The sequence below is a fragment of the Paenibacillus sp. FSL M8-0334 genome (assembly GCF_038000405.1).
Classification (GTDB): domain Bacteria; phylum Bacillota; class Bacilli; order Paenibacillales; family Paenibacillaceae; genus Paenibacillus_AQ; species Paenibacillus_AQ campinasensis.
Genome location: NZ_JBBOCH010000002.1, coordinates 1,587,737 through 1,614,402, shown reverse-complemented (window position 1 = coordinate 1,614,402; position 26,666 = coordinate 1,587,737). Strand labels below are relative to the sequence as shown.

Annotated in this window: 19 protein-coding genes and 1 other annotated feature; of the genes, 3 read left to right on the top strand and 16 right to left on the bottom strand. The window is 50.3% G+C overall.

Translation table 11 applies throughout. The features are described 5' to 3' along the window. Positions 1-2: 2 nt before the first annotated feature. From MKX64_RS21465 to MKX64_RS21430, 8 genes are all read right to left on the bottom strand, one after another. On the bottom strand, positions 3-4,991 hold the full coding sequence (locus tag MKX64_RS21465) for a polymorphic toxin-type HINT domain-containing protein (protein WP_341037337.1): 4,989 nt from the start codon (positions 4,989-4,991) through the stop codon (positions 3-5). A 30-nt stretch (positions 4,992-5,021) separates the two neighbouring features. Further along, positions 5,022-8,753, bottom strand: a complete 3,732-nt coding sequence (locus MKX64_RS21460) for a hypothetical protein (protein WP_341037335.1) — start codon at positions 8,751-8,753, stop codon at positions 5,022-5,024. A gap of 229 nt (positions 8,754-8,982) precedes the next feature. After that, positions 8,983-10,140, bottom strand: a complete 1,158-nt coding sequence (locus tag MKX64_RS21455) for an AI-2E family transporter (protein ID WP_095265248.1) — start codon at positions 10,138-10,140, stop codon at positions 8,983-8,985. Between the two features lie 211 nt (positions 10,141-10,351). Beyond that, on the bottom strand, positions 10,352-10,996 hold the full coding sequence (locus MKX64_RS21450; protein WP_095265249.1) for an SDR family oxidoreductase: 645 nt from the start codon (positions 10,994-10,996) through the stop codon (positions 10,352-10,354). Between the two features lie 178 nt (positions 10,997-11,174). Beyond that, positions 11,175-13,310, bottom strand: a complete 2,136-nt coding sequence (locus tag MKX64_RS21445) for an ADP-ribosylglycohydrolase family protein (protein ID WP_095265250.1) — start codon at positions 13,308-13,310, stop codon at positions 11,175-11,177. A 228-nt stretch (positions 13,311-13,538) separates the two neighbouring features. Then, a complete protein-coding gene (locus MKX64_RS21440) occupies positions 13,539-14,417 on the bottom strand; it encodes an alpha/beta hydrolase (protein ID WP_155618968.1) in 879 nt (292 codons plus the stop codon). A gap of 169 nt (positions 14,418-14,586) precedes the next feature. Further along, a complete protein-coding gene (locus MKX64_RS21435) occupies positions 14,587-15,186 on the bottom strand; it encodes a TetR/AcrR family transcriptional regulator (protein ID WP_341037333.1) in 600 nt (199 codons plus the stop codon). A gap of 193 nt (positions 15,187-15,379) precedes the next feature. Beyond that, a complete protein-coding gene (locus MKX64_RS21430) occupies positions 15,380-16,438 on the bottom strand; it encodes an NADH:flavin oxidoreductase (RefSeq protein ID WP_341037331.1) in 1,059 nt (352 codons plus the stop codon). A gap of 211 nt (positions 16,439-16,649) precedes the next feature. Between MKX64_RS21430 and MKX64_RS21425 the strand changes: the two genes are divergently transcribed. Beyond that, positions 16,650-17,255: a TetR/AcrR family transcriptional regulator gene (locus MKX64_RS21425; protein WP_341037330.1), complete on the top strand. Its 606-nt coding sequence runs from the start codon at positions 16,650-16,652 to the stop codon at positions 17,253-17,255. A 336-nt stretch (positions 17,256-17,591) separates the two neighbouring features. Here the strand turns inward: MKX64_RS21425 and MKX64_RS21420 are convergent, their stop codons facing one another. The 5 genes from MKX64_RS21420 to MKX64_RS21400 form a co-directional block, all read right to left on the bottom strand. Continuing rightward, positions 17,592-18,713, bottom strand: coding sequence for an NAD(P)/FAD-dependent oxidoreductase (locus tag MKX64_RS21420; RefSeq protein ID WP_341037328.1), 1,122 nt, complete (start codon positions 18,711-18,713; stop codon positions 17,592-17,594). A 59-nt stretch (positions 18,714-18,772) separates the two neighbouring features. Continuing rightward, positions 18,773-19,300: a DinB family protein gene (locus tag MKX64_RS21415; RefSeq protein ID WP_095397265.1), complete on the bottom strand. Its 528-nt coding sequence runs from the start codon at positions 19,298-19,300 to the stop codon at positions 18,773-18,775. Positions 19,301-19,355: 55 nt separating this feature from the next. Beyond that, entirely contained in the window at positions 19,356-20,144 is a 789-nt protein-coding gene (locus MKX64_RS21410; RefSeq protein ID WP_095265258.1) for a protein phosphatase 2C domain-containing protein, read from the bottom strand. Continuing rightward, complete coding sequence (locus MKX64_RS21405) at positions 20,131-20,583, bottom strand: HIT family protein (RefSeq protein WP_244908159.1); 453 nt, start codon at positions 20,581-20,583, stop codon at positions 20,131-20,133. Before MKX64_RS21405 ends, MKX64_RS21410 begins: the two co-directional genes overlap by 14 nt. Positions 20,584-20,643: 60 nt before the next feature. Continuing rightward, positions 20,644-20,873 (bottom strand) — a binding site (T-box leader). Between the two features lie 79 nt (positions 20,874-20,952). Further along, on the bottom strand, positions 20,953-22,416 hold the full coding sequence (locus tag MKX64_RS21400; RefSeq protein WP_095265260.1) for a SulP family inorganic anion transporter: 1,464 nt from the start codon (positions 22,414-22,416) through the stop codon (positions 20,953-20,955). Positions 22,417-22,588: 172 nt separating this feature from the next. Between MKX64_RS21400 and MKX64_RS21395 the strand changes: the two genes are divergently transcribed. Then, complete coding sequence (locus MKX64_RS21395; RefSeq protein ID WP_095265261.1) at positions 22,589-23,143, top strand: recombinase family protein; 555 nt, start codon at positions 22,589-22,591, stop codon at positions 23,141-23,143. A gap of 138 nt (positions 23,144-23,281) precedes the next feature. Beyond that, positions 23,282-24,376, top strand: a complete 1,095-nt coding sequence (locus tag MKX64_RS21390) for a glycerol dehydrogenase (RefSeq protein ID WP_095265262.1) — start codon at positions 23,282-23,284, stop codon at positions 24,374-24,376. Positions 24,377-24,431: 55 nt separating this feature from the next. Here MKX64_RS21390 and MKX64_RS21385 read toward each other — a convergent pair whose 3' ends face one another. The 3 genes from MKX64_RS21385 to MKX64_RS24330 form a co-directional block, all read right to left on the bottom strand. Beyond that, positions 24,432-25,331, bottom strand: a complete 900-nt coding sequence (locus tag MKX64_RS21385; RefSeq protein WP_095397266.1) for a GNAT family N-acetyltransferase — start codon at positions 25,329-25,331, stop codon at positions 24,432-24,434. 35 nt (positions 25,332-25,366) lie between these two features. Further along, the gene (erm, locus tag MKX64_RS21380; protein WP_095397267.1) at positions 25,367-26,233 is read right to left on the bottom strand and encodes a 23S ribosomal RNA methyltransferase Erm; all 867 of its coding nucleotides are present in this window, start codon (positions 26,231-26,233) and stop codon (positions 25,367-25,369) included. Positions 26,234-26,529: 296 nt separating this feature from the next. Beyond that, complete coding sequence (locus tag MKX64_RS24330) at positions 26,530-26,574, bottom strand: erythromycin resistance leader peptide (protein ID WP_141235798.1); 45 nt, start codon at positions 26,572-26,574, stop codon at positions 26,530-26,532. Between the last annotated feature and the right edge of the window lie 92 nt (positions 26,575-26,666).

The window sequence follows — 26,666 nt, the reverse complement described above, 5'->3', positions numbered from 1 at the left end:
TTCTAAGGTCTTGCAGGTACAATATGTGCACCGTTTTTCGAGTAGTGTATAATACCTTTGGTAGTTTCATAAGCCTTTCCAGTAGTTGGGTCAACCCATTTTCCTATAACCTGTTTAAAGTTTACCCTCTCTTTATTTTGACCTATCCACTCACCCTTGCCAGCATATTTATCTAATAGTTTTTGTCCATTACCTGTGAAAATACTTTTACCTTTTTGATAATTCGGATGACCTGGTATATGTTTACCTTGTTTTCCTGGATGAACTTTAGCTTCAAAACCATTTATTGTTTTAACCGTACCCTTAGTCCCAGCCTTACTCGAAGAACTCTTCGTTCCCCCGCCGCCAGGACCTCGCGCGACGAATGCCCCGTTGCTGCCGCCTCCCAGGCTGCCTCTGGTTAGGCCTCTTCCGAGTCCGCCTCCGCCGCCGCTGCAGTTGTGGGTCCATAATTTCAGTTCGCTGACAAAATACGTGTGGTAATCCCCTACACTGAAATTATACACTCTGATCGTCTCTTGTTTCACTTCGATCTGCTTGATCGCATACTCTGTTCCTTCGTCATTGACCAGTTGGTCCCCTGCCTTCAATTCACGGGCTTCCACCCAGCCTTGACCTACGACCCAGAATGGATGCTCTGCAGTGGTGACGATCGTAGTGTCTTCCACTTGAATGTGATATGTCTCTTCCGTTACCCGATAGAACGTCTCTTCCACCGGTTTATATGCCAATTCTCCTGTCACATCGCTTTGAGCCAGTACGTAATCCCCGACTTCAATGTCTTCAATAGCCTTCGGACCATCTTGAGTTTCGATGATCGTTCCTGCCGCGAAGCACAGAAGCATACACGACATGGCAGATGCTCTTGTGTTCCCGCTCGGATCCACATATATCAGCGGATTATTGTGCACATACGTATACAGGTTCTGACTCAGCGGATCTTCCAGTTCCCCTTCATAAGGGTCCTCACCGATGAACCGGGCCGTTCCCGGATCGTACCACCGTGCACGTAGATACTGCAGTCCGGTTGTGTCGTCCCAGTATTCTCCTGCATAGCGCATGATGTTTGGAACCGTTTCTTTCGTTTCTTCCGGGCCACCCCATATATCATAAGTATAACTGTTTAACGAAGTTCCTTGCTCATCCACCAATCCGACAACATCGCCGTGTCCATTAAACTGGTAGTACTCCAGCTTGCCGGTGGCCCGATCCTGTCTTGCCGTCAGCTCGCCATACAAATCGTAGACGTAAGCATAGGTGATAATGGATTGTCCTTTGGAAACCTCCGCTTCAGCAATCAGCTTCGCTTCTTCATCATAGTAATAGCGGGTCGTTTCGGTGTCATCTGAACGTTCGTATAGCAGACCATCACCATTGTAGGAGTAGCTGATCTCCTTGCCTTCACCGGCTACCTTGATCAACCGGTTCTGACTATCAAATGTATACTTAGCTTCCTTCAGGCCAAAAATCTTGCCGCTTCCCTGCTCAAGTCGGTTTCCGTTCACGTCATACGAATAGGTGATATTTCTATCGCCCAGTAATTCCGACTCGACCCGATTTAACGGATCATAGGTAAACTGTCCAGTCCTGCCGTTCTCGGTGCGGCTAATCAGATTTTTGTTCGGGTCATAACGGTAGCCGAATTCATGGATGGACGCGCCGCCTTGACGAACCGTTACGCCAGCTATGTCATAACCTTCATAGCTGTACCCGATGCTCAGTCCGCTGTCGAAGCTGCGCCGAGCAAGCAGACTGTTCGCCCCGTATTCAAAGGTCATCCGATCGATGGGGGATGCTGACATGATAGAAGGGCTGTTGCTTCCGCCGCTGATCTCCATGACCGATACGCGGTTCATCTCATCCAATTCAGAGGATACCCGGAGCGATGTCCCTGCAGCGTCTGTCAGAATGTAACCCGTCTTGGTTTGCGTATTATATTCATACGCGATCTTGGTGCCATCCGGATATACCAGCTGCTCCAGTCTTCCATCCTCTGGATTATATCCATACGTGGTTTTTCCATGTTCATCCGTCATGCTGGTTCGGCGGCCCGCATCATCATAGGTATAGGTCACCGTATAGTCCGGTCCGCTCTGGGACAACAACAAATTCTCACTGTCGTAGTTATATCGATGGGTTTGTTGATTCCGATCCGTCTTCTGAATAACATTTCCACGACTGTCATAGGAGTACACCGTGGGTTGGTTCTGCATATCCACTTGTCGGATCAGGCGCCCGAGTTCATCATACGTCCTGGTTACTGTCTGTTGGTCAGGGAAGACCGTTTGGACTAAATCACCAGCCAGACTGTATATATAACGGGTAATTTCTCCTTGTGGATCCTTGACTGAAGTTAGTCGCCCCATCACATCATACGCATATTCCGTACGCTGCTGATTGCCGTCCACCGAAGCGATAACTTGACCAAGCAGATCATATTCCATGCGCTGGAGCGGCATATACGCTCCGTTCTTCCATTCTTCTGTTGAGGTTGTTCTACCTAGCAGATCGTAGTTCTCCCGATGCTTGTTCCCTGCTGCGTCGGTATAAGTGATCGTCCGTTCTACCAGATCGTAATGAATACTACTACTGGTTCCGTCCGGGTACACCGTCGTTGTATTTCTGCCAAATGCATCATACGTATGGGTGGTAACATTGCCTTCCGCATCTGTTACTTTTGTCGCATTGCCCTCATCATCGTAATCATATTGAAACAGGGTTTGATGTGTCTTCTCCTGAAGCAGCTGACCAAACGGATCGTATTGCTCTGTTGTAACAACACCATCTGCCGCGGTCTCAATGATTCGGTTAAGTTGATCCAGATACTGTACAGTGGACCTGGTTCCATCACGATATTCGATTGCCGTAATTCTGCCAGCCTTATCATACGCATAGGAACTCACGTTACCATCATTATCTGTCTCGCTTTTCAATTCTCCGGTAGGCCAATAGGAATAATGATTGGAGACTGTAGATGCTCGTGACGAAGCATCCCGGACAATGACCGATTCACTTGTCCGTAAATGACGTCCATGAGGTGATTCATATTGATAGGACTGCTCAATGACACGCGAATTGTCTCTGACCCGGCTCTGTGACAGATTGCCATAAGTATCGTATATATACTCCGTGTAAGATAGCGATGCCCTTCCAACGCCCTCAGACACAATCTCTGTTGTGACGCTGCCTTGATCATCATATTCGAATTGCGTAACTCGCGACTGCCGATCATTCATTTTCACGGTGATCACGGAAGGCTTCTTCCACGCAGCTGATCCCGTCTTCTGTTCATATTCGTAGCTTTCTTCCTCACCTGTACTCGAATTCTTCGATGTAATGAGTCCATGCTCATCATAAGTATAAGTTGTTGTTACAGACTGGGATGCGATGCTGTTCTGGAGATGCGATTCCGTTACCCTACGCGGCATATTCTTCTTGTCAGTCGCGTCATACTCAAATTCCTGGACATAACCCGCGGCATCACCGGATAAACGGTATTCCTTCAAGTATTGGAGAGACGGACTTGCGTTACCCTCATGAGTTTTGCTGATTTTGTACGTCTCGCTCCATTTGCCACCCAGTACGGTTGTTGTCATATCCACATTGCGGCCAAAGCTGCCCAGGTCTTCTCCGGAATAGTCAAAATTGCGGAGGCCCAATGTCTTCACTCCGGATGTCGTGCTGTACGTATCCTTGCGGGAGCTGACTCTAAACACATGCCTTGTCGCATAATCTCCGATTAACCCCATATATGCATTGTATTGAATATCTGTTATTCGAGAGGTTGGATATATGATTCGAGTCAATAATGCAGTCCCATCATCCTTGTGTTGATCTGGTACTCCAACCAGGTCAGACAATAAGTTAAAACGGGACTCCGGCAAACTGTATACGTATGATGTGCTGCGAGATAACGAATCTATTGTCTCTCCCAGCAGGGTGTACCCTTTCTGTTGGACTTTACGGTACTCGACTTTCCGATCGGTTCCCTCAAGTTCTACCGTCAGACCAAGAGTTGTGTAGTTAAATTGAAGGGCATTTCCTTCACTGTTCACTACTCGCTTCAGAACCGGCCCTTCGGGCAGCGGTTCATAATGAAAGCTCACGGTATTTCCATACAGATCCTGGATTTGGATCAGATATCCCCAAGCGTCAAAGTAGTAGATGTAACCATTAAGGATCGATAGCTTATATTCACCCTGCAGACCGTTTACATTCACGCTTCGATCATTGACCAGCTGCATATCATTCCAATGATATCCGATGATATCCAGCGAATCAGACAACGCAAAGGTGCCTGCTCCGGAGAAATAAAGATAACGAATACCGTCAATCTCCTGGATGTAAGGAAGATCCCAGCTCCAGCCCCGTCCAAGTGAGGATGTGATTTCATCCCTTCGGATGAAACTTTCGTTAACGATCCGTCCACTCGCAGCATCCTCGCGAATTCCAATTTCTCCATTTGCCTTGGAGCTGTCATAAATCCGGGTTAGCTCGAATGGGATCATGCCAGGAAGCTCTATGTCGGTCTGTGCAACATACAGAGCCCCGCTGGACATGGAAACTGCATCATCGCCATAATGGTTCAGATACAAGGAAGCATCATCCTGGACGCGCGCCTGTTTAAGCGCAGCTTCGTCCACCGCCGGGTTCGCAGCCAATATACTGGCGGCTTGCGCCGTTTGTATTCCCTGATATTGAACTGAGGATTCAACTTGAAGATTGGAAAGAAATTTGTCGGCGTCATTCACATGATTATGTTCAGACAACGCCCTATGAATCTGGTAGAGACTAACGCCTCCTCCCAATTTCTCACGTATCCAGTTCTCATCTATTCCATGGGTCTCCTGCAGCCAAGAAATCGTGATCGCAGGGCTGGTTACCTGATTGGCACGGGCTTCTGGCTGATTGTTATCCGCATAAGCAAGCGGACCCAGATTTCCAAGCAATAAAATGATGACAAGAACAACAATCCACCCTTTTTTATTCACATCGTCACCTCTATGCAATTTGAGCTGTAATTAAAACGGAAATACTTTCTTTCTTCGCTGAATGACATTGCCGTTATTGTCGTATTCATATAAGATCTCGTCCCCCGTAATAAGAACTACTCGAGAAAGACGATTATTCGAACTGTAATAATATTTGTTCTCAGCCGCAATCTGCATGAGCGCAGCTATAATCGTGCCTTCAAACGCTTCTCCGTCATTCTCGGTCAGCTTTAGATAGTAGGTCTTGCCAGCTTCCAGCTCCCATTCCAGCACCGTGTAGTCCCACCCGTGCTGACGTTCTTGATTAGCCGTTGCCGCTAACTCGTCTGTCATCCCTGCGTCTGAATATAGAGCGATCTGCGGCTCTTTCTCGAAGTCTTTCGTTTCCCTGACAGCAAATCGATATCTTCCGCTCGCACTAGGTTGGAACCGGTAATACAGCTCGGTATCCTGCTCCATTAGCACGCCCTCCGCACGCCGCTCCATGAGATCAATGAACTTGTCTGTCATATCAGCATAGATGATATTTCTTGATGGACCTGCAAACGTAACAGGCTGAATTGACGACACCGTTACCTGAATCTTGCCTCTAAGAGGGATGTTTTGTTCGACATCGATTTCTCTGCCTTCTCTGAGCGTGTTCCCCGCAGCATCAAGCAGCTTGTAGTCATAATATCTTCCTAATATCAGCGAGGCATTGGACATTAACACCGTTTCATATGGACATGTATTTGAAAATTCACCTTGTAATCCGGAAGTAAGCTCCTGTCTGATCAGCGCTTGTTCATCACTCGCAATAACCGTCACCGGATCCGAATACTCAAAGGAAACAGCGCTCGCAGAAGTGACCGTCACGACTGCTTCGCCGCCTGCTGGAATCTCGATAACTTGTGATGCAGAATCCATCTGTGCCCCTACAGTTCTTACTCCGGAACTATATATGGCGTAGTCATAGAAGCGCTCCCCGGAAGCAGCATCAGACTTTACTCGTTCACTCGTCAAGCCGTTGTTTGTAAAGATCACACTTTCACGCGGTCCCACAGAAATGCGCTCTCCACCAGGCCAACTTGTCGGCTCTGCCAGGAAATACTGGTACACTCCTCCGAATAGTATCGAGCTGTCTGAATGCGTAGTCACAATCACCCTTTGACCAGGCGCAACAACAGGTTCCGTCGTTGTTCCAATTTTCCGGTCGATTTCCACCCCATATAGATCGTAGAGTACATAGTTGAAACTGCTAGTACCTCCATTCGCCAAGCTCACGATTGCTTTGGGATAAGGGCTAATGTTCGTAAGTTGATAACTGTTGCCCGGATTGACAACATAGCGATGAAAGGCCGGCTCCCTGCTGACATCTACGTATAAATCTCCCTCGGTGTATTCATATTGAATCGGTACTGAAGACGGATTAGAAATGACAACGTAAGCTTGGGAAGGAAGCTCGAGCCTGGAGCTTGTATTAAATTCATCACTTACAATCAATCCGTATACATTATAAATCGCATAATCCATAACGGCTCCGACCTGCCTTGCATTGTGAAGCAACTCTACAGACTGCCCATAGTTGTAGACAACATAAGAATCGCCTGGCGCAATGGTAAACCGCTCCTTGGCTTCTCCCGGGTCATGTTCACCGCGGAATACACGATATATGCCTCCGTAACTGATCGGCTCATCCGATGCTGTCGTCACAACGACAGTATGACCAGGTTGTATATTCGGATCGAAGGTTGCTCCTGTACGTCTCGTCCGTTCCGCGCCAGTCTGGTCATAAATAACATAGTCATATTTCCGGTTCCCTGAAATAGACGCCGTGCTGTCTAAATTTTCACTTCTTGAACTTATATTAGTGAAAGCAAAACTTTCTCCTCTGGAAAGTGTTACACGCAAGTATGCAGGTTCAGCGCTTGGTGCTACGGAGAAGTCGTCAGTATAATCAAACGTAATAGACGCTGAACCAGCCACAGTTACGATGGCATAGCCTTGAGCTGGCACCTGAGGATTCGAAGTTCGATTGAATCCATCCGATGACAGGCTGTCATCCGCCTTATACATGACATAATCAAAGATGCCATTAACTTGTCTGGCATTGTTCCTAATCGGATTATTCCGGCTCCCATGATTGTGGAATATGTAAGATTCCCCCGGGTTAATGGTAATTTGGCTGATAGCCTCATTCGGACGCCCTCCGCCTTCAAACACGGTATATATAGCGCCAAAGGTAACCGGTACATCCGACACAACGGTGACAACTACCTTATTGTTTGGATTTACTCGCGGGTTAATCGTCGTAGACTGTCTGCGTGAACGCTCCGTCCCATCCTCATAATAAATGACATAGTCATACCTTCCGCCTGACGAGGTAGTCGCATCACTATCCAACGTTTCAACAGAACCGCTGACATTAGTAAATTCGTAACTTTCCCCTCGATACAAAGTGACTCTTTCAAAGGCCGGCTCTGCTGTGCGCTCCACCGAGAAATCATCTGTATAGTCAAAAATAATCGAGGTACTCCCTACATTGCTTACAACCGCATAGCCAAGCGCAGGAATGCTCGGATTGCTTTTCTTATTGAATCCATTTCCATACAGAGAAGAATCTTGTCTGTAGACTACATAATCAAACACCCCTCCCACACTGCTCGCGTCATTCCGAATGGGATTGGTCAGCGATCCATTGTTCCTAAAAATATAGCTCTCACCGGGCTCAATCGTTATTCTGCTAATGGCAGCCCCGTCAGCTGGCTGGACAAGAAACGTCCGGTATGGAACACCGAATGTAACTGGATTTGGTGTAACCATAGTAATAACGGCAGTGCGGCCAGCAGCAACCGTTGGTTTGTTTGAGGTGTTCGTTCCTCTAGAATACTCCGTGCCATCCGGTAGATAGACTACGTAATCGAAGCGATCGCTCGTCTTTCCGTCGCTTTCAAGCGTATCGGACTTTGTGCTTACATTCGTAAAACGATAGCTATCACCTTGGCCTAACGTTACTCTTGAATACGCGGGTTCCCCACTATACCGTCCGTTGAACACATCGTATGGAAATGCGACAGTTACCGGATTGACGGAAGCCCCTGTAATGATGATTTCGTTGCCTGACTTCACGGAAGGAGAACCGACACTATTAAAGTCGGATTTATCTAAGACACCATCCGGTGAATATTCCGCATAATCATACCGCCGATCCTGACTGCTCGAAGAATCACTTTCCATGCTGACCGACTGAGCGCTCTCGTTGGTAAACACATAACTGTCGCCCTGATACAGAGTCACACGATGGAATGCCGGAGTTGCCGATGGGGTTGCGATAATATCGGGCAGCACAGTGAAGGTGACGGGATAATTTCCATTAACCGTTACAATCACTGTAGAGTTGGCAGTTATATTGATATTGCTTCCAGTATTCATTGATTTCGTAGATACTCTTCCATCAGAACCATATCTCACGTAATCAAATACGACGTCTCTAGAGGAAGACCCATTGTTGGAAAGTGATTTGGTCGTAGATGCGGTGTTATAGAAACTGTATGAGTCTCCAGGATATAAAGTCACCTCTCCTCGTTCGGCCATTATCTCAAAATTTGAAGTTTGATAGACCGCATCCGTTACACTTGGCTGGATCATATCCTCCGGTACTTCAAGAGTCGGTACAATCGGATCGGAAATACTCTGTGCTGAAGAAGTAACAGGTCCAAATCCGCTCAAACATAACACAAGCACCAACAGCAAAAGCGCCAACCTTTTTCTTGTCAAACTCACATGTCTACCTCCTGTAGTTGGATTCTCCCTTGGCATTTAAGGCAAGTCGTTCATGTACTTACACAACCTGGGATATTCCTTAAATATCGGAATCGACAAAAAGCCAATAAATAGGAATATTGGCTCCATCTCTCGACAAATTTCTCCAGCAAAAAAATAGTTGGATATGCCTATTAACTACATAAAAACTCCCGCCCTCAGCAAATTGCCGAAAGACGGGAGTTTTCGCTCATACTTTCTCATGATGCTCCACCGGCGACTCATACAGCCCCGAGGTGTTTTTGAACCACTGGAAAATGTGCGTAGCGCACACCTTCAGCATCGCGTAACCAGGAACGGCCAGCAGGACGCCGACTACCCCGAACAGATTGCCGGATGTCAGAATAACAAAAATAATTGTGATTGGATGAATCTTGAGGGTCTTGCCCATAATTTGCGGCGAGATCAGCTTGCCTTCAATAAGCTGAACAATCGTCCATACCGCCACCATCTTCAGCAGCATGATCGGCGAGGTTACAAGCGCAACGATAAGAGCGGGCGTAATCGCAATCGCGGGACCCAGATATGGCACCACATTGGTGAATGACGCAATAATGGCCAGTATTAGCGCGTAATCCAGCCCGATGATCATGTAACCGATGTACAGCAGGATACCGATACAGAAGCTGACAATAATCTGGCCGCGGATGAACGAGCTGATCTGATGGTTCATGTCCTGAAGCACATGCAGAGCACCCGTGCGGCTCCGGGTCGGCAGGAAGGAGAGCAGCTTCTCAGGCAGCTTCTTGCCATCCTTCAGCATATAGAAGAGCACGAACGGAACCGTAATAATCGACAGCACAACTTCCGTGAACGCGCCCAGGAATCCGCCAACCTTGGACCAGGTCGTGTTCAGAATATCTGTTGCTTGCTGGGTAACGGTCCCCCACCATTCCTCCGAATTCAAGTTAATCGTCGACTGAATTTGATTGTACAGTTCGGTTCCGGTCAGATTCTCAAACTGCTGTCTCAGATTTTCACTGTAAACCGGAAAGTTGATGATCAAACTCATAATCTGATTACGAACCACCGGAATGACCGCGAGCACAACCACCGTCAGAATACCGGCGATCGCCAAATATAGAATCAGGATCGACCAGCCCCGCTTGATCCTCCATTTTTCCATCACATTCACGAGTGGATTAAGCAGATAGAACAGAATACCGGATAGGATAATCGGCAATATAATTGTTTTGATCAGTACAGCAACAGGGTGCCAGACGAACGAAATTTTGCTGAGCACCAGTATGTTGATTCCTACCAACAACAACACGAACAAGAGCAGCACAAACTTGTTATTTAGAAAAAATCGCTTAAAGCGATCTGGCCAAATTCGGGTTGGCTCCATGGATGTCCTCCCTTACTAGTCTGATATGTATCGCAAATGACTCTATCTCTATACTATAATGTTTGAAAAATGCCTGTGTCCAGTTGCGTCACGAATCTGCCAATCGTACCGCCACACAGCAACATAAAAAACAGCTGCCGGATCATCGGCAGCCGCGCTCGTTCTTCCCGTTATCCTTACTCGCTTTGGTGAGGTTCGCCCCCCTGTCCCCCTACACCAACTTCAGCGCCTGTTCAATCGGCGTGTCCCCGCTGATCAGGTCAAAAGCCTTTCCCATCGTAGACGGATCGGCAAGCGCAGCGAGGATCGTGGAAGCCACATCTTCACGCGGGATGTTCCCGCGCTCTACATCTGCTGCAGCCTTCACTTTTCCGGTTCCCGGTTCGTTCGTTAGTCCGCCTGGTCGGATAATGGTGTAATCCAGCCCGCTTCTCATAAGCCACATGTCTGCGTAATACTTGGCTGCACTGTAGTGCGGCGCGCTTGCCATCCACTTCTCCCGATGATGAACACCGATTGCGCTAACCATCACAAACCGCTGAATTCCAGCCTGCTTGGCAGCTTCCATCGATTTGATAGCCCCATCCAAGTCGATCAGCATCGTTTTATCGGCACCGGTATGTCCGCCCGAACCCGCAGTAAATACAATAGCATCCGCACCTTGAGCCGCGCTGGCGATATGATCTATGCTTCCTTCAAGGTCAACCAGGGCAGTCTGAACGCCCTGTTGTTCATACTTCGCCTTCTGCTCTTCCTTTCGCACCATCGCAATCGGGTTCAGCTCGGCCGACTGCTGCATTTGGCGGACGAGATGCTGTCCAATCTGTCCGTTCGCTCCAATAATCAATACGTTCATGTGGTCGCTCCTCACTTTCGGCAATGTGGATATCCTTTATCTTTAGCTATTATTATATAAAAAAACATCCCGCAGGCCCAATCAGGTGCAGCCAGCACCCTTATGCCTGACGGGATAGGTGATGTTCGGCGCATCCATGCCCGGCTGTCGCCTGGATCAAGGGTGCAGGCCGATGCGATTACAATGGGGAAACCGCATATCGCTTGTAGAGCGTCCGGCTTCCGTTTCTATTGGCAAAACCGATCTGGCCATGCAGATAAGGAGCATCCTGATCCGTATAGGCCAGCAGCTGTGTTCCGTCCACACTAACCGTCAAGCGGTTATGTTCCGCACTTATCTCCACCCGATAGTCTTTACCTGGCTCCCATGCGAAATCGGCCGAGGCCACAGCCCGATAACCATGATCATTTTTGTACAACACGAGTTGGTTGTCCTTCGCCAGGCCGGCTGCATAAGACCGAATGCCGCCCTGCACCCGCACCTGAATCAGATGCTCCTCACCGACCACCGGCGTTAACACCGCTTCGTATTTGTAATCCTTCCACGCATAATCACCGGTATAACACTCGGCAGGCAGTTGCGAGCCGCTGCCGCTAAGAGCTCCATTGTCCAGTGTCCAATGACCTCGCAGATAGGTGCACTGACGGACCTCAACGTGAATCGGATTCCACATTTCCAGACGCTCCTGGCTGAAATCAATCGAGTAATGCGGAGAACCACTATAATGCATATCGTCCACATAAGCGATCAGGCTTTCTTGCCAGTCGGCTAACGGGATCCATTCAATTCCGGCCTGTTCAATGCAGGCGTTATCCAGCACCGGAATATCCATCGTCAGATGAATCCACTCCCCTGCTGGAACGTTTACACTCTCCCCGTAATATAGCCTGTCCTGATTGCCATCCTTCACGAACATTCTTGCTTTCAGACCCGGACCGGTATCTGGCAGTTTCACGCGCGCTTCCACCTTCTGACCCGGATATAGCAGTGGGGAGAAGGCCGGATCATAGCGGCTGTCATTGAAATCGGACGGACCGTAATACGTTTGGTGATATACCCGGTAGCCGTAGCCCCCTCTCACTCTGTCGAACATTACTTTTAACGAGCGCTCTCCGGAATAAGCCTCTGCCTCACTATTCTCAACCCGAGCCGTAACATTGCGGGAAGGATCATCGTGATCCGTACGGAACGCATGCGTTGAACCCGGATATTCAAAATGGAATCTCGGCGAGCTGCCATTCAGCACAGCTTCCCATTGGTCTGGAGGCTGCACCCCGGCGATCTTATAGCCGAAACGAGCGATATACGAAGCGCACCATGGCAGATCCAGGATGTTCAGCGAGCCGATAACGCTTGAGCAGCATAGAAAATCATTGATCGGCGTCCGCCACGAAGCATCGATCCCTTGCAAACCATTCAGAACGCCGAGAATTGTGCCCACATTCGCCACATTGCAATCCGTATCCCAGCCGCACATATTGCATATGTTGATTGACTTCGAGAAGTCACCTTCTCCGTATAGCAGTGACAGGATGATCACCGCCGCATTCGGTATGATATGGCAATTGCCCGGATACAGATGGTAGCCATAATGCGCTTTCACATAAGCATACGCATCACGCCACGATTCCGGCTGCCTGCTGTGATACTCAATCACGTCCAGCGCCATCCGGTGGAATTCAGAATTGTGCGGAATGACCCCTAGCCCGGCCTCGATAATATCCGCCATATCTTTCATGACAAAAGCCGCCGCAATGCAAGCAGCAACGAACATCCCCCCGTATTTGCCATTCCCGTCATGGGATACACTCGCGGCTTTCGCTGCGTACTCAGCGGCAAGCTTCGGGTTGCCTGGCGCAATCAGGCCCCAGGTGTCAATGAAGATCTGGCCTCCAATCTGCTCGGCAACCGCCGCGCCATTCTGCTCGATAGATCCTGATCTCGGTGCCATAATGCCATGCTTCAGATTCTCGTATGCGGTATGCTCTGTCGATACCCCATAACCTCCCCACCAGAAAAATGCATGGCCGTCCGGCGCATAATTCAGCCAGGTCAGCCCGATCTGCTCCGCCGTCAGCTGATCTGTATGGGTATAATCCTCCAGTGCCCGGAGAAAGAACATTGGACCGTTTGTATCATCATCCGCTGCAAAGTTTTTGAACTCATGCAGGTAGGTGGTTATTTCTCCGTAAGCCTTTTCAATTTGTTCATACGTCCATTGCTCGATGTTCCCTCCGTGACGAACCCCAATCACTTTGCCAAGCCATCCGGCATACACCCGCTCTACATAATCTTCCGGAATCGTAAATGTCATCGCTGTCACTCCTGTCTATGAATTGCCACACTCAAGATGTCCGGCAAGTTTCACCGTACTTATAAAATACAGCAGCGGGGCCGCAGATTCAAACCAGCATTCCACGATCGGCATCATAAAGAGCTTGTCATTTCCGGGATACTCATAAATGTCGGTTAATTCACCAAACCTGTTTCCCAGGAAATGGCTGCTAAATAGGCGTTTGGGCAGCAAGCGCTCGGGCTTCCATTACACATACTTTTGATAAAAAGACAGCACGTTCTTCCAGAACCTGGAGTCCTTCTCCGAACTTCGATGCCCGTCCGTGTCAACATACAGACACTCGACATCCTCACGTCTGTTCTTCAAACCACGCATCAGGTAATCCAGTTCCTCCGAAGGAATATACCGATCCTTTCTTGAATGCACCAGCAGCACGGGAGACTTTCTATGCTCAAGTGCGGCAGGCAGGCTAAGTTCTTCTCTCAACTCCGTCGAAGAGATCCCCGCCCTCATAAACATCATCCGGGTTAGCAGAGGTCCGAGCGGAGCATATGGCATCTTATATTCACGTAACAAGGCTTCCATGATCGTCCGAAAACGGGCAGGCATCGAATCAGTGACCAGTGCCTTGATGCCAATCTTGTCCCGACTCGCAAGCAGACTCCCCATGCCCCCGAAGGAGTGACCAAGCAGACCAATCCGCCCAGGAGCTACATCTTCTCGGCGCTGAGCATACCGGACTGCGGCCTTCACGTCATCCCGGAAACTTTTGATGGTGGGGGCCTTGATCCCCTCGCTGTCCCCATGACCTCTGGCATCAAACAACAGCAGCGAATACCCGGCTTGATGAAGCGGATCCACATAACGCATGACTCGGCTTTTCGCCGACGCCCAGCCGTGTACGACGATGATGAGCGGTTTGGGCTCATCGTCGCTGGCCTTGGCTGGAATATACCAGCCATGAACAACCGCATCCCCACTCTGAAATGACACTTCCTCATAATACTGAGCGGGCTTCTGCACGTTGATCACCCTTTTGGGTGTCTGCCCCTTAACGGCCAGTTTCCACAAGACGCTGACAAACACCAACAGTGCGATCCCTATCCCTATGACTATGTAAATCATCCTGCTTCCCCTCCATACATTGTACATTTCCGAACAGGTTAACGGGATTGCTCATGAACCAAGCGACCGCGGATCGCATTGCAGCAACCCATGTGATACAGCACATCACTTCGAGATGAAAGCAAACCCGAATAAAGGACCACTCGGTCTTTTTTTGAAGCAAAAAAAATTAGTCGGACGATTTCTGCAAACTATGAATATAGGAGGACAGGTGCTCCAGAGCCTGCTCCATATAGCGGCTGTCTCGGTACAGCTTGCTCATCATGACCGCACCCTCCATCGCGGACGTAATGAATATCGCCGCTGATTCAGGGTGAATCGACGCTTTAAGTTCTCCTTTACGTATCCCGCGGTTTATGATCATCTGTATAAACTTCAAGAACTGATCCATCGCATCTGCTGCTTTCTCACGGAGTACAGGATGAGCATCGTCGCTTTCCACAGCCGTATTCAGCAGCGGACAGCCTCCTTTAAGCGGAGGATTCTCAATGACATTCTCATAGATCGACACCACCGAAATCAGCTGCTCGGCCGCCGACGATTTCCCCCTGATCGCTTCATAATAACGTCTGCTCAGTACGCCAATGGCATAGTCGAACGCTTCAAGCGCCAATTCGTCCTTGCTCTCAAAATGGTTGTAAATCCCGCCCTTGCGCAGCCCTGTCACCCGCATAATATCCGACATCGAGGAACCGAAATACCCTTGCTGGTTAAACAGCTCGGCTGCCTGCTGCACAATAAACTCCCGGGTCTTCTCGCCTCTACGCATGCACGCTTCCTCCTGTATGTATGTTCACCGCATCCAAAAAAAAAGAAACCGATCGGTCTCAAACGAAGTTTAGCACAAGAACCACCTGGGGGCAAGCGCTGCGATCCACTTCTGTTCCGAACAAAAAGAGCATGCTTGGCAGAGAAAGAATCTGCCGAACATACTCCATCATTTTCATATGGCTACATCACGCTTAATGCAGCACCTTCGCTGCTTCCGGTGTAAATGGTGTCATCTCGCTCCAGCGGCCATCGCGAAGCTTCGCGGCCCAGGCCGGATCCACCAGCAGCGCCCTGCCTACCGCCACCAGATCGAACTCCTGCCGATCCAGCTTTGAGATCAGCTTGTCAATGCTCGTGGACTCCGCTTCCGCTCCTTTCCCTTCAGAGAAATAGCTCGTCACTTCGCTGTCCAGTCCGATAGAGCCGACGGTAATGGTCGGTTTGCCAGTTAGCTGCTTGACCCAGCCGGCGAGGTTGAGCTCAGAACCGTCAAACTCCGGCTGCCAGAAACGGCGGGTCGAGCAGTGAAAGATATCGACACCTGCTTCAACCAGCGGTGCAAGAAATTGCCCCAGCTGTTCCGGCGTCTCAGCCAGCTTGGCTGAATAATCGCTGCCCTTCCATTGCGATATGCGCAGCACAATCGGGTAATCCGGGCCTACCGCCTGTCGGCAAGCTTCGATCACTTCAACTGCGAAGCGTGTCCGAGCCACGATATCACCACCATAGCGGTCTGTGCGCTGGTTCGTCTTCTCCCAGAAGAATTGATCGATCAAATACCCGTGCGCACCGTGAAGCTCAATCCCGTCAAATCCTATGCGCTTCGCATCCGCGGCCGCCTGGGCAAATGCCTCAACGATATCCCGAATCTCCGCTTCAGTCAGCTCGTTCACGCTCCGGTCCGGGTTCAGTCCCATGTGCCACAGCTGTGGAATCACCTTGCCGCCTGCCTCATGGACCTCAGACACAACCTTTGACCAGCCCGCCAGCGCCTGCTCGCCATAGAAATGAGGGACAGCCACACCCGGCTGTTGATGGGCTTCAGGATGATTAACAATGGTCCCCTCCGTCACGATAAGGCCTACGCCATTCTCCGCCCGCCGCCGGTAATATGCCGCTACATCCGGACCGGGAATGCCGCCGGGAGAAAATCCGCGCGTCATGGGTGCCATCACAATGCGGCTTGGAAGTTTCATATTGCCTATCGTCACAGGTTGAAACAGGGCCTGTACAGATTGAGAAGTATTCATTTCATCAAGACCTCCAGTTCAGCTTTTGTTGTACCTTGGGTACGTCTATGATGATAAAAGCTAGGCGTACCTGATTCAACCAACAATATGCCCATTCTTTTGCTTAAACAACAGAATCGGCATATTGTATCTAATATACACTTGTTAGGAAAACAACAGTTGTGTATTATATAACCAATCATAGCTTTCCAGGTAAGGGGTGTTCATGCAAGTGTCGGATTTCCAATCCTCCAAGCGCACGGATCCGCGCGTCGTCCGGACGCGCCAGTTCATTCAGGACGCGTTTACGGAACTGTTAAGACATAAGGACTTTCATCAGATTACAATTAGCGATATCACGAGCAAAGCCACAATCAATCGCGCTACGTTCTATGCGCATTATCAGGACAAATATGAGCTGCTTGACGCATTATGGGCGGATGGGTTCACTTCGTTTCTGTTACAGCGCATCCAGCCTGACGCCCCATTGACGGAGGAAACCATCCGGCAGCTGATACAGGCGCTTTGCGATTATCATCAGACTTTGAACAACAAATGCATGAAAAACTACACTTCCGTCGCCCCTGTGGTCGAAAAAAATATCAAGCAGCAGCTGGAGAGCTTTATAACGCAGCTAGTGACCCATGGCGCGAATGGCCAAGACCCCGCCCTGTTGAAATCGGCGGCGACTTCGATGAGCTGGTCCATCTATGGCGTCACGTATCAATGGAACCTCGACGGCAGAACCGAATCTCCGGAGCAGTTGGCAGCGCGAATATTGCCCATTATGATGAACGGCGTCTCGGCCTTGAATTCGAATCCGCAACCGGTCTGCTGAAGCTCAAGCTCGATAAATACGCCTTCTCATCAAGGTGAGGCGTTATTCGTGGAAGGCATCGTTCGGATGACACAGTAAGACCTGCACTTTCAATCGCTATAGTGCAGGTCTTCTTCAAGTGATATTATTCAGTGTAATCCGTATCCATCTCCGAATGAATATTTAACGAAGTACTGGCCATCGATACACCGTCCACGCCTAGTGCTTGAATCAGGATATGGTCATGGTACAATGACACTAAAATCCCCCTATCAAACTATCTTAAAATCAAAAAATATTATAATAGTATTCTATTGGATCTATGTCCTTGAATATCCATCTGGTTCTATAGTGGATTTAATCCAGCGCCTGCCCGATGTCATAATCACTTATATCCAGATCTACAGGCAGCCCAAGCGCCAGCTTGGCCAGCTGATATCCCAAATACGGCCCAGCCGTTAATCCCGAAGAACCGAGTCCGTTGGCCGTAAAGAGTCCTTCCCAGCCCGGAATCGATCCAATGACCGGCAGAAATCCGGGCGTGAACGGACGAAAGCCTACCCGCATTTCCAGGAACGTGCTGTCCGCAAGTTCCGGCGCAAGGGACAGCCCTTTGTTCAGCACCTCCTGCATCCCCCCAGCCGTCACCCTTGGATCATAGCCGTCTACGTCATTCTCATGCGTCGTCCCGATGACGATCCTCTGATGATCAAAGGCCAGCAAATACTGATCGGAAGGCGGCATCACCACTGGCCAGGCGGCTGTAGCCTGATCCCCTTCAAGCTTCACATGCATAATTTGAGCCTTCTGATAGCTGACGTTGAAGCGGATGCCGAGCGGCTCCAGCAGCTGTCTCGCCCAGGCTCCGGCACAGACGACGATACGGTCAGCAGCGATATATCCTCCATGGACAGAAGCCCCCGTGACACGATTCGAATCATATTCCAGCACGGCGTCCCCTTGGATCAGAACAGCTCCCTTTCGCTGGGCAGATCGGATCAAGGCATCCCGCAGGGCACGGCCGTCCACTCTCGCGGCTCCGCTAATATGTACAGCCTGATACCCTTCTCCAAGCAGAGGGAACAACGCCTTGGTCTGATGCTCGTCCAGCCGGGTGATCTCGCCCATTTCGGGCGCATCGGCCATTCGGTCCTGCGCCCGCTCTTCGATTCTCGTGATTTTCTCCTCGTCGTGATGAATGCTGAGCGCCCCGACCTGGGCATAACCGGTCTCCATCTCCCCCTCGCGTTCCAGCTCCGCAATCAATTCCGGGTAGAAGCGCGCACCCGCCTTCACAAGCCGATACCAAGCTTTATTCCGCCGCTGGGATATCCAGGGACAGATAATTCCCGCTGCCGCATCCGTAGCCTGACCGGCATCCTGACGATCCATAATCGTAACTTCTGCTCCCATTTTGGCTAACTGGTAAGCGGTCGAAGCCCCCAGTATTCCTGCCCCGATCACAATCACTTTCTTCATCGTTACACCCTTTCACACTGACACTCGTACTTGACGCCTATTATATCATTTCGCCCACTTTAACGATGGGGTTGCAATACGCTCAAGAAGGCGATCCAGGGGCCGACATCCTCCCGGTACCTTCCAGCCATCACACGAACGATTTGACTCAGATGTGTCATATCATGAACGACCCAGGTAGCGATTAGCTCGCTTGCCTTCACCGAGCCGAATGCAGGATGCATCCCTGTGCATTCAAGCTGGCTCTCATGCTGAACCAGCTGCTGCAGCTTGAGAATATTGTCTCCTCTAAGCTTCTTAAACTCGCTTAACCTGTCAGACAGCGGTGCTGCGGCGTGATTCAAATGGGCGAAACGGTCGAATTCAGGGAATGGCTTACCTTCACCGCCGGACAGAATCATATCTAGCCGCGGGATCCAGTTGCTTTTCTCCCCTTCGATCAGATGATCCAGTACTTGCGAGGCATTCCATGTGCCCTCCCCCTCATTGCACGTCAGCCATGCGTCCGACAGGCCTGTGAATAGAGTTTCCAGCACCTTGGGCGTCCGTTCAAGCACCTCTATCGCTTCCTCCATACTAAAATTCATCTGGAACACTCCTCCTCTCCTTGCTTTATATTTCATCTCAATCGGAGCCTCTTCGTCAACTCGATGGCAGCGCCGCCGGATACGCGTTGTGAACCGACCAGCGTATGAAGGTCGTGCTGTCTACCGTTCTATGGCGAACCAGCCTGGCTAAGAATTCATCGCCCGACATCTGTCCCCTGCCCAGGTCAGGCATCGCACTCACACAGCCTTCTGCTTCCAAATAACCGTCCGTCATCACCATGATCCCGCTCCGTCCGGTTCGGAGCTGCCTCCGTCCAAGCGAGTAGCTCGGGACCGCCTGCTCGAATGTGTTCACCTGCCCGATCCATTCATAGAAATTTCGCTGATTCATCGAGTTCTGCCCCCAGGACTCCAGTTCATCATGGAAGAGGAACAGCTGGCAATCTCCTACGGAGAACCACCACAGCATATTTTCGATACGCAGACAGATCAGACAAGAGGCTTCGCCTTGCACAGCTCGGCATTTCACTAAGAAACCATCCGATTGAAAGATATCCAGCACCCATCGCTCGATCCTGTCTACCGCCTTTCTCAGCGGCTGACGGAGTATGTCGCGGACGGAGCTTTCGTGATGCTGAAGCGTCTCCAGAATCAATACCGCGCTTTGACAGGAGCTGTGCGCGTCCACAATCACGGCGAACTCCCAGGCCTCAGCCTCATCCAGCCACAGCAGGAATCCGTCCTCATTTTTACAGGCACCGCCCTCCGTGCATCCGCCATAACGGCCAACCGTCACATGCCGGATTCGCTTGCTGCTGGGTTGATCGAGATAGGCCTGCTGATCCCCGGTCCATAAGCAGCTCACGGACTCAACCCGCTTCATGATGAAGGACCTCCTTCAGCCTGACGCACAAGGTTTCAACCTCATTCGCGGTTCCATAAGCGGCCTCATAGCCCCGGATGCTCGTGGGATGCCAGTATTCCTCCGGCGTGCCGGGATAACGAGGAATGAGATGAACATGGAAATGCGGAAAGGCATCCCCCTGCACAAAGGAATACACATGCTCTGCCCCTTCCGTTTCTTTAAGCGCCTTGCCGATCCGGTTCAGCACCGATCCAACCGCGCTCGCCTCGTCCTCTGTCATATCGCCATAGCCGGCAACATGCCGCTTCAGATCGACCATCACATATCCCACGTAGACCGCTGAACCGCTTGAGCCGATATGACCGACATAGACATAGTCATCCTCATAGATACATCCGCCAGCAACATGAATCTCTCCCCGATGTTTACGACAAATAAAACAATCCGCTGTTTCCATGCCCATCACTCCATTTCCTCACCAATGGATTAACACAACAACAAAAAAACCTACCGCCTGCAAAGAGGCGATAGGTTACCCGATCGCGGTACCACTCTTCTTGGATGCATGGCGAGCCGCAATGCTCCATCTTCTGGCCCGGTTAACGGCGGGGAACCGGCAAGACCTACTGCATCGCTTCAGTCTTGACACTCACGGGCGAGCTTCAGGCGCCTACAGACTGTCTCACACCACACGACAGCTCGCTGGGCAATAGGCGGTTCCTTACTGTTCCCGGTCTTTGTGTTTCGAATTTTGTTAATAGCATAGAAGCAACCTCGGTTCGTGTCAAGTGCAACTTCAACTCAGTAACTTCATCTCAGCATCCGATTAATGCGCGCTCGCTTTGGCACTCGCCCCTTGAGTTACCGCCAGCCTGTCCACCATGCTTTGACTTGACGTGTCCAGACCGGTAACGGTCACGCGATTGCCGTTCTCATGATATTTCTCGATCACCTTATCCAGAGCCCCCACAGCGGAATCATCCCAGATATGAGCCGCCGAGAAATCAATGACAATGGCCGCCGAGCGCAGCGAATAATCGAAGGCGTCAACAAAGCTGTTGCTCGAAGCAAAAAACAACTGTCCTTTTACCGTAAATACCGCCTCATCGCCATTCATGCGCTTGCGAACCTCCAGCTTGGACATTTTCGCTACAAAGAAAATAGCGCTGAGGATGACACCGGCAATAACACCTTTGGACAGATCATGAGTAGCCACCACGATAATCACTGTCGCCAGCATGACGAGAGCATCCGATTTAGGCGCTTTCCTCAAATAGTTGAACGAAGACCAATCGAACGTGCCGATGCAGACCATGATCATAATACCGGCAAGCACAGGCATCGGGATGAGCACAACCCAATCTCCGAGCACCAGAATGAGAAACATGAGGAACGCCCCGGCAACCAAAGTGGATAGACGGGTCCGTCCCCCCGACTTGATATTGATGACTGACTGCCCGATCATGGCACAGCCTGCCATGCCGCCAAAAAATCCGTTCACGATATTCGCGATGCCTTGCCCTCTGGCTTCACGGTTTTTGTCACTGCCTGTCTTGGTCATATCATCGACAATGGATGACGTAAGCAGCGACTCCAGCAGGCCGACAATGGCAAGCGCGAAGGAATATGGAAAAATAATGCGCAGCGTTTCCCAATTGAGTGGAACATCCGGAATCAGGAACATAGGCAGCGATTGCTGGATATTGCCCAGGTCACCCACCGTGCGCAGCCCGAGGTCCGACGAGATCGCGACGGCTGACAGCACCACAATGGCGATCAACGGCGCCGGGACGGCCTTGAAGAATCGGGGCACAATATACACAATCGCCAGTGTGATGCCAACAAATACATAAGTCATGCCCGAAATACCCCATACGTGCGGGATTTGCGCCATAAAGATCAAGATCGCCAGCGCATTTACAAATCCGATCATCACCGCTCGCGGAATAAACTTCATCAGCCTAGCCACCTTCAACACGCCAAAGATCAACTGAATGATTCCCGTCAAAATCGTAGCCGCCAGCAAGTATTGGAGCCCGTGCTCTTTGACCAGCGGGAGCATTAACAAGGCCATAGCACCTGTTGCTGCTGATATCATCCCGGGGCGGCCGCCCACAAACGAAATAATGACCGCGATACAGAAGGAGGCGTACAATCCAACCATGGGGTCCACACCCGCAATAATCGAGAAGGCAATCGCTTCCGGGATCAATGCCAATGCCACCACAATACCGGACAGCACGTCCCCTCTGACATTGGAAAACCAATTTCTCTTGATAGTCTCTATCACTTCTCTTCCACACCTCATATTGATCTATTATTTGACTTTGAACCCTTGCTCTCATCCGCCCTGTTCGAGAATCAACAGCAACAGTGTACCACCATTTGATCCGAAATGGAACCTTTTTGAGACCATCAATTATGGTATGATGTTGTAAATACAATCCCCTAGGAGATACGCGATGCTGATTGGATATATGAGACCTTATCACGATGATTGGGAATGCCTCGATCAGAAGGCAGCCCTGGAGCAGCTACCTTGTGAGCAGATCCTTCGAGAAGAGCATTCCTCGGCGAAGCGGCGTTCGGAGCTCAACCAGCTTCTGACGCAGCTAGCGCCAGGAGATAAGATTGTGGTTTATAAACTGTTCGCCATTGCCGATTCTACCCGGCATCTGGCAGAGCTGCTTGAAGCTATCCATGAGAAAGAGGCTTTCCTGCTGTCCCTATCGGAGCAGATCGACACCAGCCTGCCTGAGGGCTATCCTTTTCATCACATCATCAAGCATCTGGTGGAATTTCAAAGTGATGTCATTAGCGAGAAAACAAAAAGAGGACTATATGAAGCAAAGCAAAAAGGAAACACGCCCGGCAGACCCCGCAAACCGGATGAGAATGTAAAGCGGGCGATTCTGATGTATCAGAGCAAACGCTATACGTTGGCTCAGATTAAAGAGGAAACCGGCATCAGCAAATCAACGCTCTACCGTTACCTCGAAAGCGAAGGCACCTATTAGACAGACAGGTGTACAACGACCCTTTCTTTCAAGTCGGTCCGGTTTATAACAACCTGTAACTGTTTATAGTCTGTATAATCCGCCATCGCTTTGGCGAGATTATCCATAGAAACTGACACGGTTCAGGAGGTTATATCGATGGCTAACATTGTTTTTATTTCGCCAAGCAAATATATTCAAGGTCAGGGTGCCTTGCGGGAGATTGGGCAGCATATCAAGGACATGGGCCGCAAACCGCTGATTCTCGCTGACGAAGTGGTTTGGGGTATTACGGAGGATGCCATTACTCAAAGCTTGGGAGCGGAAAATATGGCGTACCACTTCGTCCTGTTTAAAGGCGAGGCTTCCGTTAACGAAGTGCGCCGGATTGCAGAGGAAGGCCAGTCACAGTCCGTCGATTACGTCATTGGAGTCGGCGGCGGCAAGACGCTGGATACGGCAAAAGCCGTGGCAGATGAGTTGAAGTCGAAAGTGGTGATTGTCCCTACAACTGCATCGACGGATGCGCCCACAAGCGCCCTCTCCGTTATTTACAGCGATGAAGGCGTGTTTGAGTCCTATCGCTTCTATAACCGGAATCCCGATCTGGTGCTTGTCGATACCGCGATTGTTGCCAAAGCCCCTGCCCGCCTGTTCGCTTCCGGCATCGCTGATGCCATGGCGACATGGATTGAAGTGCGAGCTACGCTGAAAAGCGGAGGGAACGCCATGTCCGGCGGCAAGCCGAGCATCGCTGCCCAGGCCATTGCTAGAGCATGCGAGGAAACGCTGTTTCAATACGGGATTCCCGCCTATAAAGCAGTACAGCAAGGGCTGGTTACCCGTCATGTGGAGGCCGTTGTGGAGGCGAATACGCTGCTGTCCGGCCTCGGATTTGAGAGCGGCGGTCTAGCCGCGGCACATGCCATCCACAACGGCATGACGGTGCTCTCCGGTGACATCCACCACCTCACCCACGGCGAGAAAGTGGCATACGGAACCTTGGTTCAGCTCGTCCTGGAGCTGCATCCGGAACAGGAGATCCTGAAATACATCCGCTTTTTCCGGGAGCTTGGCCTACCGACAACATTGGAGGAGCTCCACCTGAAGGAAGCGACCGATGAGGACTTGCTGAAGGTCGGTGCCGCCGCCACCAGCACCAATGAAACGATGGGCAATCTGTCCCCAGAGATTACAGCCGAGCAAGTAGCCAACGCAATATTAGCCGTTGACGTATTAAGCCAGCAACAGTAGCCCATGTCAACCAGCCCGCCGGAGATTCCGGCGGGCTGGTTGCTGTGTTCGCTTATTATTTTACATGATACAAATACAGCACATGCTCCTCCTCAAACCCTGCGGCCTGATACAATCCAATGGCACGCTCATTCCCCAGTTCTACACAGATGGAAATCTCGGCTGTATTCAGCTCCATAAACAAATGATTCAAGCCGGCATGCAACAACGATTTTCCGATACCTTGAGCTCGAAATGAATCCGACACCGCAATATACTCGACACTGCCTTCTTGATGCTCCGGGTTCCCTTCGACATAACAATACCCGCCAAGCTTGTCGTCTTTCCTATAGATGAACAGCTTGTTATTCTCGTTTAATCGACTTATAATCTCCGCCCCGCTATAATACGTATTCGGGAACACCGCGTCGTGCAGCTGTACAAAATCCCTCATGTATTCGGTCGTGAACGCCGACACCGAGCCATCGGAAGGATATGGGCGATCCGGCCTCGATCGCTTTAAGATCATATGCGCATTCCGCTTCTCTGCACCCAGTGATGCCATAAGCTTCTGCGCGTTCTTGTTCTCCCGGTTATAGAATCCGTGAAAAGCTTTAACATTGCCTGCCAGCTTGCGAACCCCTTCTTCCCATAAGCGGGGTGCCACCCGCAGATATGCTTCTTCCTCTCCATCCACATACGGACCCCAGATTTCAGCGACATTACTTTCATCATCCGCATTGAGTCCCAAAACGCCAATGATATCATCGTTCTCGTAAGCCACCGTTATGAGCTGATCCGCGTTCCCGTCTTGAACGAACTCTTCCCGGATCGACGCTTCAATCTCATCCTTCTGGGTTCCGACATAGCCAACATGATGTTTGGCTTCAACGTTCAATCTCGATATAAACCGAGCGATCTTCTCCATATCAAGTGCTGTTCTCCGCTCCATCTTCATCCCCCATTTCTTGATCATTATAGCCTGTCCGGGACAAAAATCCAAAATTAGGGTTATTGATATTGTTCAAGCTGCTTCTTGGACAAACGCGGCCAGTATGGACGCGGCACATGCCGGGTCATCGTATGAAATACAACCCCCCACTGCTGGACCGTCAGCGAGCCGATCGATTGATCGCCTCGTATATCCGAGCTTCGCTTGAGATGCTTGATCTGAATCGGTGTGAAAATGCCGCGCAGCACGTCATCCGCCGGCGCCGTCGCCACCTTCAGTGCATACTCGGCCAGCCCGATGAAGGCCATCCGATCCTGATTGCCGATAATCGGCTTCGGTCTGCGGGTGATCTTCACCATAGCGGATTCCACCTTCGGCGGCGGGGAGAAGCACTCCCTTGAAATCTCCTTGATCAATCGGAGGTCGAACCACATTTTCCACACGAGCACATACGCATTTTTCACATAAGGTGATGTAAATCGTTTGGCCGCGCCTTTCTCCATCACAATTACGCCGCGTTGAAATCCGCTCGTCGGCCGATTGAGCAGCAGCTTCATGATCGGGGTTGTAATTGCGTATGGAATGTTGGCAACAACATGAAATTTCCCCTTGGGCAGGCGCAAATTGAGAATGTTCTGATGTATGATGACGGTGTTGCCATACGCCGCTGTTTTGCGCTTCAGCGTGTCAATCAGTTTCTCATCATACTCCACGGCCAGCACTTTGCCAGCCCGCTCACTCAGTAGCGTTGTCAACGCCCCGGCTCCCGCCCCGAGTTCCAGCACCGTATCCTCGCTGCCAATTTGTGCCCGGTCCACAATCTCCCGGATCAGGCCAGGCTTATGCAGGAAATGCTGTCCCGAGAAATTGGGAGGCTCGCCTCTGCTCAGTTTAGTTCCGCTATACTTATGCTTTCTTCTGGTCATTGTCATCTCTTCCTCTCGAATGAAAATAAAAAAATCACAGGCCAATTGCCTGTGATTTCAGCAGAGTAAAGGGAAGCAGACCGATCCTTATTTAATTGGACTGACGCCAAGCGCAGCAGAAGCCAGTATCGCACAGCGAACAGACCCTGCACGTTGCCGCGCAGAGGAAATGTAGACATAAATAAAGAAAGGCAGAACGATCCGCCTTTCTAATCCGAGTGAAGATTATTAAAAAAGGACAGACTGATCCCGTTACTCTGTTTACACCAAACAACAGAGCCCTTGAACGTATTTAATTAACGGTTCAAGGCTGGGAAACGCAGTCTCATCGAATGTGTCATTTTTTAATAATCCTCCAATATTCGTTAAGTTCATAATACATCCCGTATTATAGTGGCTGGATATGAGCAAGTCAATGATACAGCCCGGCAAA

What these genes read in the sequence shown, in the direction of transcription:
- MKX64_RS21455 (WP_095265248.1), bottom strand. Translation starts at nt 10,140, where the DNA reads ATGGAGCCAACCCGAATTTGGCCAGATCGCTTTAAGCGATTTTTTCTA.
- MKX64_RS21450 (WP_095265249.1), bottom strand. Translation starts at nt 10,996, where the DNA reads ATGAACGTATTGATTATTGGAGCGAACGGACAGATTGGACAGCATCTC.
- MKX64_RS21445 (WP_095265250.1), bottom strand. Translation starts at nt 13,310, where the DNA reads ATGACATTTACGATTCCGGAAGATTATGTAGAGCGGGTGTATGCCGGA.
- MKX64_RS21440 (WP_155618968.1), bottom strand. Translation starts at nt 14,417, where the DNA reads ATGATTTACATAGTCATAGGGATAGGGATCGCACTGTTGGTGTTTGTC.
- MKX64_RS21435 (WP_341037333.1), bottom strand. Translation starts at nt 15,186, where the DNA reads ATGCGTAGAGGCGAGAAGACCCGGGAGTTTATTGTGCAGCAGGCAGCC.
- MKX64_RS21430 (WP_341037331.1), bottom strand. Translation starts at nt 16,438, where the DNA reads ATGAATACTTCTCAATCTGTACAGGCCCTGTTTCAACCTGTGACGATA.
- MKX64_RS21420 (WP_341037328.1), bottom strand. Translation starts at nt 18,713, where the DNA reads ATGAAGAAAGTGATTGTGATCGGGGCAGGAATACTGGGGGCTTCGACC.
- MKX64_RS21415 (WP_095397265.1), bottom strand. Translation starts at nt 19,300, where the DNA reads ATGAATTTTAGTATGGAGGAAGCGATAGAGGTGCTTGAACGGACGCCC.
- MKX64_RS21410 (WP_095265258.1), bottom strand. Translation starts at nt 20,144, where the DNA reads ATGAAGCGGGTTGAGTCCGTGAGCTGCTTATGGACCGGGGATCAGCAG.
- MKX64_RS21405 (WP_244908159.1), bottom strand. Translation starts at nt 20,583, where the DNA reads ATGGAAACAGCGGATTGTTTTATTTGTCGTAAACATCGGGGAGAGATT.
- MKX64_RS21395 (WP_095265261.1), top strand. Translation starts at nt 22,589, where the DNA reads ATGCTGATTGGATATATGAGACCTTATCACGATGATTGGGAATGCCTC.
- MKX64_RS21390 (WP_095265262.1), top strand. Translation starts at nt 23,282, where the DNA reads ATGGCTAACATTGTTTTTATTTCGCCAAGCAAATATATTCAAGGTCAG.
- MKX64_RS21385 (WP_095397266.1), bottom strand. Translation starts at nt 25,331, where the DNA reads ATGATCAAGAAATGGGGGATGAAGATGGAGCGGAGAACAGCACTTGAT.
- erm (WP_095397267.1), bottom strand. Translation starts at nt 26,233, where the DNA reads ATGACCAGAAGAAAGCATAAGTATAGCGGAACTAAACTGAGCAGAGGC.